Below are 12,737 nucleotides of genomic sequence, written 5' to 3'. Positions count from 1 at the left end.
CCGCACAACGACGTGAAGGAATGACCAATGACCGCACAGTACGTCCTGGCCATCGACCAAGGAACCACCAGCTCGCGTGCCATCGTGTTCACCCACGCCGGCACCATCCACTCCCAGGGTCAGCTCGAGCACGACCAGATCTTCCCGCGCGCCGGGTGGGTCGAGCACAACCCCGAGCAGATCTGGAACAACGTCCGTGAGGTCGTGGGCATCGCCCTCACCCGCGGGAACCTCACCCACGACGACATCGCGGCGGTGGGCATCACCAACCAGCGCGAGACCGCCGTCGTCTGGGACCGCACGACGGGCAAGCCCGTCTACAACGCCATCGTGTGGCAGGACACCCGCACACAGGCGATCGTCGACGAGCTCGGCGGGTCCGAGGGACCCGAGAAGTACAAGGCGCGCGTCGGGCTGCCGCTGGCCACGTACTTCTCCGGGCCCAAGGTGAAGTGGATCCTCGACAACGTCGACGGCGCCCGGGCGGCCGCCGAGCGCGGGGACCTCATGTTCGGCAACACCGACTCCTGGGTGCTGTGGAACATGACCGGGGGCACCGACGGCGGCGTGCACATCACCGACGTCACCAACGCCTCGCGCACCATGCTCATGAACATCGACACCCTCACCTGGAACGAGGACATCGCCGCGGACATGACCATCCCGATGTCGATGCTCCCCGAGATCCGCTCCTCCTCCGAGGTGTACGGCCACGGCCGCGAGCGCGGGATGGTCCCGGGCGTGCCGATCGCCGGCATCCTCGGCGACCAGCAGGCGGCGACCTTCGGCCAGGCGTGCTTCGAGAAGGGCACCGCGAAGAACACCTACGGGACCGGCAACTTCATGCTGCTCAACACCGGCACCGAGCCGGTCGCGAGCAAGAACGGGCTGCTCACCACGGTCTGCTACAAGATCGGTGACGCCCCCCAGGTCTACGCGCTCGAGGGGTCGATCGCCGTGACCGGGTCGCTCATCCAGTGGCTGCGGGACAACCTCGGCATGTTCGAGGACGCCCAGGACGTGGAGTACTACGCCGGCAAGGTGGACACCAACGGTGGGGCGTACTTCGTCCCGGCGTTCTCCGGCCTGTTCGCCCCGTACTGGCGCCCGGACGCCCGTGGGGCGCTCGTGGGCCTCACCCGGTTCGTCAACAAGAACCACATCGCCCGCGCGGCTCTGGAGGCCACCGCCTTCCAGACCCGTGAGGTGCTCGACGCCATGAACGCCGACTCCGGTGTGGACCTCACCGAGCTCAAGGTCGACGGCGGGATGGTCGCCAACGAGCTGCTCATGCAGTTCCAGGCGGACATCCTCGACGTCGACGTGGTCCGGCCCCAGGTCGCCGAGACGACCGCTCTCGGCGCGGCCTACGCGGCGGGCATCGCAGTGGGCTTCTGGAACGGCGAGCAGGACGTCATCGACAACTGGGCCGAGGACAAGCGGTGGACCCCGAACATGGAGACCACCGAGCGGGAGCGTCAGTACCGGCTCTGGAAGAAGGCCGTCACCAAGACCCTCGACTGGGTCGACGCCGACGTCGTCTGACCGACAGCATCTCTGCCGCACGGCCGTGGCCCGGCTCCCTCGGGGGTCGGGCCACGGCCGTGCGGCATAGGGTTGGCCGCAGCTCGCACGCGGTGTGCGCTGCCCCCGAACCCGAGGAGATCGCGTGATCAGCTACACCGTCCCCGGCATGCACGTCACCGACCACGAGCTGACCGTCCCGCTCAACTGGTTCGACGACCGCGACGCAGCCACCATCACCGTCTTCGTCCGAGAGGTCGTCGCACCGGCCAGGCGCCACGAGGACCTGCCGCTGCTGGTGTTCCTGCAGGGCGGCCCCGGCGGCAAGGGACCACGCCCGACCGGCCCGGAGGGCTGGCTCGGGCACATGCTCGCCACGCACCGGGTGATCCTCCTCGACCAGCGCGGCACCGGCCGTTCGAGCGCGATCCGCGGCGCGCGGCTGGCGGCCCTGGGCACCCCCGCGGAGCAGGCGGAGCACCTCACCCACTTCCGCGCCGACTCGATCGTCGCCGACGCCGAGCACGTGCGCCGCACCCTCTACGGTGGGAAGCGATGGGAGTCCCTGGGCCAGAGCTACGGCGGCTTCCTCACCCTGACCTACCTGTCCCGGGCCCCGCAGGGGCTCTCCGCCTGCTACGTGACCGGTGGGCTGGCGGGCCTGCGCGCCGACGCACGCGAGGTCTATCGACGCACCTACCCGCGCACCGCCGCGAAGAACCGCGAGCTGTTCGCCCGCTTCCCGGGCGACGCCGGTCAGGTGGCCCGGATCGCGGACCGGCTGGCCGCGGGCGACGTGCGCCTGCCCGACGGCGACCTGCTCTCGGTGCGCCGCTTCCAGACCCTGGGGATGGACCTCGGGATGAAACCCGGCGCCGAGCGGCTGCACTGGCTGTTCGACGAGGCCTTCGACCCGGGCGAGTCCGAGCTCTCCGACACCTTCCTCACCCAGGTGATGACCCAGACGTCCTACCGCGAGCGGCCGCTGTACGCGGTCCTCCAGGAGTCCATCTACGCCTCCGGCGACGCCGTGACCGGGTGGGCGGCGCACGCCGAGCGGGCCGTCCATCCGGACTTCGACCCCGGCCACCGCCCGCTGCACCTCACCGGGGAGATGATCTACCCCTGGATGTTCACCGAGATCGCCGCGCTGCGACCGTTTGCGGCCGCAGCCGACGAGCTGGCCCGGCGTGAGCGCTGGACCACGCTCTACGACGACGAGGTGCTCGCGGCCAACGAGGTGCCGGTCGCGGCCGCCGTGTACTTCGACGACATGTTCGTCGACGCCGGGCTCAGCCTCGAGACGGCGGCGGCCGTGGGCAACGTGCACACGTGGGTGACCAACGAGTTCGAGCACGACGGGCTGCGCACCGGTGACGTGCTCGGTCGGCTCACCCAGCAGGTCCGTGACACCGGCGGGCCCCTGCGGGACTGAGCACACAGCCCGGCCCGGGACCGTCGAGACGGTCCCGGGCCGGGCCTGCCGACACGACCTCAGGAGCGAGCAGGCTCCGGCACGTCCGTGGCTGTCGTGGCGCCGCGCTCGAGGGCGGCGCCCTCGATGTCGACGTTCGGCACCAGGCGGTCCAGCCAGCGCGGCAGCCACCAGGCTGACTTCCCCAGCAGCGCCATGACCGCGGGGATCATCGTCATGCGGACCACGAGCGCGTCGATCGCCACGCCGAAGCCCATCGCGAAGGCGATCGGGCTGATCGTGGAGTTCCCGGAGAAGACGAAGCTCGAGAAGACCGCGATCATGATGAGCGCGGCGGCCAGGACCACCCGGGCGCCGTGGGCGTATCCCGAGCGGACCGCCACGAGCGGGGCGTCGCCGTGGACGAAGTCCTCACGCATCCGCGAGACGAGGAACACCTGGTAGTCCATCGCCAGGCCGAAGAGCACGCCGACGAGCAGCACGGGCATGAAGCTCAGCAGCGGCGCAGGGGTCGCCACCATGAACACGTCGGAGAGCCACCCCCACTGGTACACGGCAGTCGTGGCGCCGAAGGCCGCCGCGACGGTCAGCAGGAACCCGAGCACCGCGGTCACCGGGACGAGGATCGAGCGGAAGGCGACGAGCAGCAGCACGAGCGCCAGCCCGACGACGATGGCCAGGAACAGCGGGAGCGCGTCGGAGAGCTTCTGGGTGATGTCGATGTTGGCCGCGGCGGCCCCGGTCACCCAGACCTGGGTCCCGGTCGCCTCCTCGATGTCGGCGCGCAGGCCGCGGATGTCGTGGACGACCTCCGCGGTCTCGGCGTCGTTGGGGCCGGTCGCCGGGAGCACGACGACGAGCGCCGCGTCTGCCTCGGGGGTTCCCTCGGGCGCGGGCAGGTCCGGGCCGAGCATGCCGCCGACGGCGCCGTTGGGGGCGGCCGGTGCGACGTAGGCGATGTTCTCGACCCCGGCGAGGGCCTCGCTGATCAGGGCCGTCGCCTCGGCGAGCGCGGCCGGGTCGTCGGCGGCGTCGATGAGCACCACGAGCGGGCCGTTGATGCCGGGACCGAAGTTCTCCGCGAGGAGGTCGTAGGCCTGGCGCTCGTTGGAGGTGGCAGGTTCCTGGCCGGCGTCGGGCAGGCCCAGGCGCATGGAGGTGACCGGGATCGCGATGGTGCCCAGCACCAGGACCCCGGCGACCAGGGTCCACACGGGGTGACGCGTGATGAGGTTGCCCCAGCGGTTCTCGGCGTTGGTGGAGCGCTGGGCGCGGACGGCCGCGCGCCCGCGCGGGACGAGCCGGGTGCCGGCGAAGCCCATGAGCGCAGGGAGCAGGGTGATGGCGATGAGGACCGCGACGGCCACCGTGGCGGCGGCGGCGAAGCCCATCGCGGCCAGGAACGGCACCCCGGTCACGGCGAGACCGGAGAGCGCGACCACGACGGTCAGCCCGGCGAAGACGATCGCGCTGCCGGCGGTACCGACCGCACGCCCGGCGGACTCGGCCGGCTCGACGCCCTCCGCGAGCTGCTGGCGGTGCCGCGAGAGCAGGAACAGGGCGTAGTCGATGCCCACGGCGAGCCCGAGCATGAGGGCCAGGGTGAGGGTCGCGGAGGAGATGGTGACCAGGGCGGACAGGGAGAGGACCCCGGCGAGCCCGATCCCGACGCCGAGCACCGCGGTGAGGATGGGCATCCCGGCGGCGAGCAGGGAGCCGAAGGTGACCAGCAGCACGACGAGGGCGACGAGCACACCCACCGCCTCGGTGGGTGAGAGGAGCTCGAGGGGTTCGGTGAACGGACCGCCGGACAGCGCGACGGTGTAGCCGTCGGCCTCGAGCTCGGCCTGGGCGGCCTCGATCGTCTCCAGGGTGGCGGCAGGGACGGCGTCGGCCGGGACGGCGAACTGCACCTCGACGTAGACGGCGGCGCCGTCCGGGGAGATGGTGCCGGTCGTGGCCGGGTCGGAGAGCGAGGCGACGTCGTCGGCCGCGGTCACCGGGGCGAGGGCGCCGAGCACGACGGCGAGCCCGCCGTCGTCGATCAGGCTGGTCCCCTCGGGGGCCTCGACGATGACGCGCGCCGAGGCGGGCAGGTCGACCTCGACGCCGGCACCGGCCGAGCCCGAGGTGCCCGAACCGACACCGCTGGCCGCGTCGCCGAACCGCTCTTCGAGGATCTGCTGGGCGTTGGCGGACTCGGTCCCGGGGATGGTGATCGCCTCGGTCATCTTCATCCCGGAGGCGATGGCGCCGCCGCCCGCGGCGGCGAGGATCACGAGCCAGGTGATGAGGACCACCCAGCGGCGCGTGTAGGAGAAGTGTCCTACCCGGTAGAGAAACGAAGCCATGGTGGTCCCTTGATCGTCCAGGTGGTCCCCGGAGGTGAGCAGTACGGCCGTGCACGGTCGCACACCCTCGGACGACAGGACCACACTAAACAACGATCGTAGGTTAGGCAACGGGTGTTGCTTAACTGCTGGCGTGAGCGTCCCCCGACTGACACAATGGAGCCATGGACCCCCGGATCGCCCGCACGCGCACCCTGCTCCAGGACGCGCTGCTCTCCCTCGCCCGGGAGCGCGACCTCGACGAGATCAGCATCGCGGACATCGCGGACCGGGCCACCATCAACCGTTCCACGTTCTATCAGCACTACGCCGACAAGGACACCCTGCTCGCCGACGCCCTGGACGCGCAGGCCCGCCGCGCCGGAGCCGACCTCACCGACCTGGCCCACCCGGCGATGCTCGAGATCGGGGAGGAACCGCCCGAGATGCTCGTGCGCTACGCCGAGCACCTCGCCGAGAACGCCGCCCTGTACCGCCGGGTGCTCGGGGAGCACGGCTCGCCCGCCGCGACGGCACGCCTGCGCCGGCGGATCAGCGCGATCGTCATGACCGGGGTCTGCGCCCACCCCAACGACCTCGACGTCGTCGGGATGCCGGTCGAGATCGCCGCCGCGAGCATCACCGGGTCGCTCATCGGCGTCCTCACCACCTGGCTCGACATGGACCCGATGCCCGCCCCGGAGCGCGCGGCCATCTGGGCCTGGACGATGCTCGTGCCGAACCACCAGCCGGCACAGGCGTAGCGCGGAGCGGCCCCGATGTGTCCCGCACCCCAGGCCCCGCTCCAGCCGGGACGGCCACCGACGGGCCCGGCCGCCATCATCTACAACCCCTCCCGGGTGGACCCGCGCAGGCTCCGGGCCGTGGTGTCCGGAGCCGAACGCACGCTCGGGCTCGCGGAGTCCTCGTGGATGCCCACCCCCGCTGCGGGGAGCGCCCGGCCCCTCGTGGAGCGCGCCCTCGCCGGGGGCGCGCGGGTCGTGGTCGCCGCGGGCGGGGACGGCACGGTCCGTGCCGTCGGCGCCGCGCTGACCGGCGGCGACGTCCCGCTCGGCATCATCCCGGCGGGGACCGGGAACCTGCTCGCCCGCAACCTCGGCCTGCCCGTGTCCAGTCCGCGCGCAGCCGCGCTGATCGCGCTCGGGTCCACCTCACGCCGGATCGACGCGGCAACCATCACCTTGTCGCTGCACGGCGAGGTCGTCCGCCGTCAGACGTTCTTCGTCATGGCCGGGTTCGGGGTCGACTCCGACATGGCCGGAGCGACCGACCCGGTGCTCAAGCGTCGCATCGGGTGGACGGCCTACGTCCGCCCGGTCCTGACCTCGTTGTCCCGGCGTCGGCGTACCGCCGCCATCTACCGCCTCGACGGCGGCGAGCCCATCCGGGCCACCGTCCACACGATGCTCGTGGGCAACTGCTCCACCCTGGCCGGCGGGCTGCGGATCCTCCCGGACGCCCTGGTCGACGACGGCCTGCTCGACGTCCTCACCCTCGTCTCGATCAAGCCGTACCACCTGGCCCGGACCGTGCGCTGGCTCGGCGGCCGGCGGCTCGCCGGGCGCCGGGCGACTCCCCCGGTGGCGGAGGAGTCCTTCCCGGAGAGCTTCCGGTATGCCACCGCGCGGGAGATCACCGTGAACCTGGCCCACCCGACCGAGGTCGAGGCCGACGGCGACGTCCTCGGCACGGCCTCGCAGGTCCGGTTCGCCGTGCTGAGCGGGGCCCTGAAGGTCTGCGTGCGGTGACGACGCGCGGGTGAGGGCGGGTGGTGGCAGCTGATGGACGGTGGCAGCGGGGACACTGGTGGCATGCACGTTGCCGTCGTCACCGCCGCCCCCGACCGGGTCCTGGTGCACGACCTCGACGACGACGACGCGGTCGTGTCCACGGTCGAGATCGACCCGGTCGACCTGCCCGCCCTCGTCCGCGAGCGCGAAGCCGCCGACGCCCCGCGGTGGGTGTGGTCGGACACCGCCACCTGGTACCCGGCGCTGCTCGCCGCGCAGGTCACCGTCACCCGGTGCTGGGACCTGCGGCTGTGCCACGCGATCCTGGCGGCCAGCGCGCTGACGGCGCGCACCCCCCTCGCGCTCGCCCCGCCCTCGGCCTGGGACCAGCCGCGGATCCCGGTCGGGGCGGACCGGCTCTTCGACCTCGACCCCCCGGTCCGCCTCGACCCGCTCGAGGAGCTGCGCCGTCAGCGCCGCGCCCTCGCGGGCGCCACCGGCCTCGGGGGCGAGCCGGCGTCGGGCAGGCTGTGGCTGCTGCTCGCGGCCGAGTCGGCCGGGTCGCTGGTGGCTGCGGAGATGACGCACGCCGGTGTGCCGTGGGACGCGTCCGAGCACGACCGGATCCTCGCCGCGGTGCTCGGCACGCGCCCGGTGGCCGGGTACCGCCCCGCGCTGCTCGAGGCCAAGCTCGCCCAGGTGCGGACCGCTCTGGACACCCCTGACCTCAACCCGGACTCCCCCGGCGACCTGCTGCGCGCCCTGCGCCAGGCAGGCCTGCCCGCCACCTCGACACGCTCCTGGGAGCTGCGGGAGATCGACCACCCGGCGATCGCGCCGCTGCTGGAGTACAAGAAGCTGTCCCGGCTGATGACCGCGAACGGCTGGCACTGGCTCGACACGTGGGTCGCAGGCGGACGGTTCCGGCCGGTCTACGTGCCCGGCGGGGTGGTCACCGGACGGTGGGCCTCCGACGGCGGGGGCGCGCTGCAGCTGCCCCACCAGATCCGCGGCGCGGTGCGCGCCGACCCGGGGTGGACCCTCGTGGTGGCCGACGCCGCCCAGCTCGAGCCGCGGATCCTCGCCGCGATGTCCGGCGACCGGGCGATGGCCCGCGCCGGCCAGGCCGCCGACATGTACGAGGGGATGGTCGCCGCCGGTGCGGTCGAGACCCGTCAGCAGGCCAAGTACGGGATGCTCGGAGCCATGTACGGCGGGACCCAGGGCGAGAGCGGACGGATGCTGCCGCGGATGATCAAGGCGTACCCGCAGGCCCTGGCCCTCGTCGAGCACGCGGCCCGGGCCGGGGAGCGCGGGGAGGTGGTCTCCACGTGGTTGGGTCGCAGCTCCCCGCGCCCCGGGGACGACTGGCGCCTCGCCCAGGGCGAGGCGTCGGGAGAGGGCGCGACCGGCGTCGAGCAGGACCGGGCGCGCAGCCAGGCACGCGGGTGGGGACGGTTCACCCGGAACTTCATCGTCCAGGGGACAGCCGCGGAGTGGGCGCTGTGCTGGATGGCGTTGCTGCGGCTGAGGCTGCGTGAGCTCACCCCGCCCACTGGGCTCGGCGACGTGACCGCAGGCCCGCACCTGGCGTTCTTCCTGCACGACGAGGTCATGGTGCACACGCCGGTGCACCTCGCCGAGCAGGTCGCCGCGATCGTGCGTGAGTGCGCGACCGAGGCCGGGCGGCTGCTGTTCGGGCCGACCGGGGAGGGCGGCGTGGAGTTCCAGGTGAGCGTGGCCGTCGTGGAGTCATATGCGGAGGCGAAGTAGTCCCTCGCGGGCCGGACTAGGATCGCTCCATGACACCCCGGGTGACGCTGACCGACGTGGCGCGCGAGGCCGGTGTCTCCCTCGCGACGGCGAGCCGGGCCATCAACGGCAACAAGAACCGCACGGTCCGCGAGGACATCCGCGAGCGGGTGCACGCCGCGGCCGAGAAGCTCCGGTACTCCCCCGACGCGAACGCCCAGGCGATGGCGCGCGGTGAGACCAAGCAGCTGGGGCTCATCGTCCACTCGATCACCGACCCCTACTTCTCCGCGATCGCCTCGGGGGTCATGGTGGCCGCCGAGCGGCGCGGTTTCGTGGTCACCCTCGCCAGCACCCAGTCCAACGCCCACCGCGAGCTCGAGCTCGTCGAGCTGCTGTCCTCCCAGCGCGCCCAGATGCTCGTGGTCGTCGGCGGACGGCGCGACGACGCGACGACGCTCACCGCCATGGGCGGCGCCCTCGCCGAGCACCGCAGGACCGGCGGCTCGACGGTCCTGGTGGGGCAGGCCCTCCTCGGCACGGACACCGTCGTCATCGACAACGTCGACGGGGCACGGTCCCTCGCCCGGGCGCTGCACGCCCGCGGGTACCGGGACGTGGCGATCCTCGCCGGACCGGCCGACCACCTCACCGCCCAGGAACGCGCACGCACCTTCGCCGAGGAGCTCGAGCGCCTCGGTGGGACCCGGACCACGCTCACCCACTCCCGCTTCACCCGGGACGGCGGGCGGGACGCGATGCAGGAGGTGCTGCGCTCCCGGCGCCCCGAGCTGGTCTTCGCCGTCAACGACGTCATGGCGCTCGGCGCGCTCTCCGCCCTGAGCGAGGCCGGCCTGCGGGTGCCCGACGACGTGGGCCTGGCCGGGTTCGACGACATCGACGCCCTGCAAGACGTCACGCCGTCGCTGACCACCGTGCACCTGCCGCTGCACGACATCGGCATCGCCGCGACCGACCTCGCCTTCGCGGCGCCGGCGGCCGAGCCCCGCGTCGTCCGGGTGATCGGGACCGTGACGCTCCGCGACTCCACCCCCGGACCGGCACGGGGCTGAGCCGGCAGCCTCGGCCTCCGCGCCAGTCCACGGCCTCCGCGTCAGTGCAGCCGCAGCCCCAGCCGGTCGACCCGTTCCGCGTCGCCGGACTCGAGGGACCTGTTCGCCGCGATCCCCACGGCGAGGGACCGCAGGCCGTCGACCGGGCCGGCTCGCAGACCGAGCGGGTCGTCGCCCCCGCCCCGGAAGACGTCCGCCAGCAGGGCTGCGTCGCCGCCGCCGTGCCCACCCGAGCCCTCCACGACGGGCACCGACCGCGCCTCGTCCCAGTGGCGCTGGACGACCAGCCGGTTGCCCCGCACGCGCACCGGCTCCGCGCCGGAGGTCTCGGCCGAGCCCGCTGCGTCGAGGTCGTGGGCGCTCGCGTCGAGCACACCTGATCCCCCGGTCGCACCGGTCGCACCACCGGGGAACGGCGCGACCGAGGTCCGCTCGACCACCGTGAGCTCGGCCCGCCCGCCGGTGCCGTTCACCGCGACCGTGTACCCCTCCCAGGGGCCGTGGGCGTTGAGGGAGTAGGTCAGGGTCGCCCCACCCTCGTAGTCGACCAGCACCGCGAGGTTGTCCTCGATCGTGATGGGGCCGGTGAACACGTCGACGTCGCGCCGGTAGCCGTCGTGGTCCTCGGCGAGCAGGTAGAGGTCCCGCAGACGCGGGTCGTCGCGCAGGTCGAGGGCGAAGGGGTCGGAGGAGGAATGGGCTCCGGTGCCGCGGTCCGGGCGCGGTCCGAGTCCGCGCGCCGCGGCGTTCTCCGGGCCGTAGAAGCGCAGCCCACCGCTCGCGAACACCCGCGCCGGGACGTCGTCGAGCCACCAGTTCACCAGGTCGAAGTGGTGGGAGGACTTGTGCACGAGGAGGCCGCCGGACTGGTCTTTGAGCCGGTGCCAGCGGCGGAAGTAGTCGGCCCCGTGCCGGGTGTCCAGGACCCACTCGAAGTGCACCGACGTGACGGAGCCGATCGCGCCGCTGCGCAGCAGCTCCTTGAGGGCGCTGTTGCGCGGGGAGTAGCGGTAGTTGAACGTCACGGTCAGCGTGCGCCCGGTCGCCGCGCGCGCCGCCTCGATCGCCAGGGCGCCGGCCAGGTCGATCGTCAGGGGCTTCTCCACCACGACGTCGGCCCCGGCGTGCATCGCCCGGGTCACCAGGTCGGCGTGGGTGTAGTCGGGGGTCGTGACGATGACGACGTCCACCCGTTCCCGCGCGATCATCTGCTCGAGCGCGTCCGGCTCGTAGCGCGGCAGGGGGTCCGCGGAGATCCCCAGGTCGGCGCACCGCGCGTCGTAGTAGGCGGCACGGGTGGGGTTCGGCTCGCACCAGGCGACGAGCTCGGCGACGTCGCTGTGGGGTCCGGCGATGGCCTCCACGAACATCTCGGCTCGGTTCCCGAGCCCTGCGACGGCGTACCTGCGGCGGGTGGGCATGACGGACTCGCTTCCAGTTCGGGTGGTCCAGCTCAGGTGAGGTCGAGCCCCAGGTCCGCGATGCGCACCGGCAGCCCGATGCGCAGGGACGACGTCGCCGCGATCCCCACCACGACCGAGCGCAGCCCGTCCTTGTAGTTGGCCGGGCGGCCCAGCGGGTCCGGGGCAGGTCCCCGGAAGACGTCCGCGAGCATCTGGGTGTCCCCGCCCCCGTGCGCACCCCCCTCGCTGTGGATCGCCACCTCCCGGGAAGCCTCCCAGTGGCGCTGGACGAGGATGCGCTCCCCGCGGGGTCGCAGCTCACCCGGGGCGTCCTGGTGCCCGGTCTTCGAGGCGTCGAGGTCTCGGCGGCCGTCCGGTCGGGGCACCAGCGCGCCGCGCTCGACGACCTCCAGCTCGACCCGGCCCTGGGTGCCGTTGATCCCCACCCGGTAGCCCTCCCACGGGCTGTGCGTGTTGAGGGAGTACGTCAGCGACGCTCCCCGCGTGTAGTCGACCAGGACGGACATGTTGTCCTCGATCGTGATGCCCGCGGAGAACACGTCCCGGTCGCGCAGGTAGCCGTCGTGCTGCTCGGCGTCGAGGTACAGGGCCTTGAGCCGGGGGTCGTCGCGCAGGTCGAGGGCGAAGGGGTCGTTGCTCGGCGGCGTCGTCGTGCCGCGCTCGGGGCGTCGGCCGAGGCCGCGCGCCTTGGCGTTGGTGTCGCCGTAGAAGCGCAGCCCACCGCTGGCGAACACCCGGGAGGGGAAGTCGTCCAGCCACCAGTTGACGAGGTCGAAGTGGTGGGAGGAGTTGTGGACGAGCAGCCCCCCGGACCGGTCCCGGTCGCGGTGCCAGCGCCGGAAGTAGTCGGCTCCGTGCATGGTGTCCAGCAGCCACTCGAAGTGCACCGACGTCACCTCGCCGATCTCCCCCGAAGCGATGACCTGCTTCAGGGCCGAGTTGCGGGCCGCGTAGCGGTAGTTGAAGGTCAGCACGAGGGACCTGCCGGTGTCCTCGAGCGCCTCGATGAACCGCCGGCTCCCGGACAGGTCGGTCGTGAGCGGCTTCTCGATGACGACGTCGGCGCCCGCGCGCATGGCCCGGGTGGCCATCTCGGCGTGCGTGTCGTCGGGGCTGGTGACGATCACCGTGTCCACGCGCTGCTCCGCGATCATCAGTTCGACGTCCGCCGGCAGGTACCGGGGTACGGCGGGCAGGCCGCCGGCGGTCAGCAGCGCGTCGAAGTAGTCGGCGCGGACCGGGTTGGGCTCGCACCAGGCCACGATCTGTGCGACGTCGGCATGGTCGGCGAGGATCGAGTCCACGTACATCTGCGCGCGGTGCCCCGTCCCCACGACGGCGTACCGTCGCACTGCATCCGCTGCTCTGGCAACCACCTGGACTGCTCCTTCGAGATCGTGTCGGGGGCCGTCGGCCCGGACCCACCAGGGCCCGGGCCGACGGTAGTA

At 72.7% G+C, this 12,737-nt stretch carries 9 protein-coding genes; 6 read left to right on the top strand and 3 right to left on the bottom strand.

The features are described from left to right. The first annotated feature begins 27 nt into the window (after positions 1-27). Positions 28-1,545: a glycerol kinase GlpK gene (glpK, locus tag ACWA15_RS03060; protein WP_464057990.1), complete on the top strand. Its 1,518-nt coding sequence runs from the start codon at positions 28-30 to the stop codon at positions 1,543-1,545. A 148-nt stretch (positions 1,546-1,693) separates the two neighbouring features. Beyond that, a complete protein-coding gene (locus tag ACWA15_RS03055) occupies positions 1,694-2,959 on the top strand; it encodes an alpha/beta fold hydrolase (RefSeq protein ID WP_464059392.1) in 1,266 nt (421 codons plus the stop codon). Positions 2,960-3,018: 59 nt separating this feature from the next. On the opposite strand, the gene ACWA15_RS03050 is transcribed toward ACWA15_RS03055, so the two are convergent. Beyond that, a complete protein-coding gene (locus ACWA15_RS03050; RefSeq protein WP_464057989.1) occupies positions 3,019-5,310 on the bottom strand; it encodes an MMPL family transporter in 2,292 nt (763 codons plus the stop codon). 164 nt (positions 5,311-5,474) lie between these two features. Between ACWA15_RS03050 and ACWA15_RS03045 the strand changes: the two genes are divergently transcribed. The 4 genes from ACWA15_RS03045 to ACWA15_RS03030 all read left to right on the top strand — a co-directional run bounded on the left by ACWA15_RS03045 (position 5,475) and on the right by ACWA15_RS03030 (position 9,865). Continuing rightward, positions 5,475-6,053, top strand: a complete 579-nt coding sequence (locus tag ACWA15_RS03045) for a TetR/AcrR family transcriptional regulator (protein WP_464057988.1) — start codon at positions 5,475-5,477, stop codon at positions 6,051-6,053. A 15-nt stretch (positions 6,054-6,068) separates the two neighbouring features. Further along, positions 6,069-7,058, top strand: coding sequence for a diacylglycerol/lipid kinase family protein (locus ACWA15_RS03040; protein ID WP_464057987.1), 990 nt, complete (start codon positions 6,069-6,071; stop codon positions 7,056-7,058). Between the two features lie 63 nt (positions 7,059-7,121). Beyond that, positions 7,122-8,813, top strand: coding sequence for a bifunctional 3'-5' exonuclease/DNA polymerase (locus tag ACWA15_RS03035; RefSeq protein ID WP_464057986.1), 1,692 nt, complete (start codon positions 7,122-7,124; stop codon positions 8,811-8,813). 29 nt (positions 8,814-8,842) lie between these two features. Continuing rightward, positions 8,843-9,865, top strand: a complete 1,023-nt coding sequence (locus ACWA15_RS03030) for a LacI family DNA-binding transcriptional regulator (protein WP_464057985.1) — start codon at positions 8,843-8,845, stop codon at positions 9,863-9,865. A 41-nt stretch (positions 9,866-9,906) separates the two neighbouring features. Here ACWA15_RS03030 and ACWA15_RS03025 read toward each other — a convergent pair whose 3' ends face one another. Together ACWA15_RS03025 and ACWA15_RS03020 are read right to left on the bottom strand one after the other, a co-directional pair. Then, entirely contained in the window at positions 9,907-11,286 is a 1,380-nt protein-coding gene (locus ACWA15_RS03025) for a Gfo/Idh/MocA family protein (protein WP_464057984.1), read from the bottom strand. 32 nt (positions 11,287-11,318) lie between these two features. Beyond that, on the bottom strand, positions 11,319-12,665 hold the full coding sequence (locus tag ACWA15_RS03020; protein WP_464057983.1) for a Gfo/Idh/MocA family protein: 1,347 nt from the start codon (positions 12,663-12,665) through the stop codon (positions 11,319-11,321). Between the last annotated feature and the right edge of the window lie 72 nt (positions 12,666-12,737).

The organism is Sanguibacter sp. TS_SC_8 (assembly GCF_055361235.1).
This window is presented reverse-complemented; position numbering and strand designations above follow the sequence as displayed.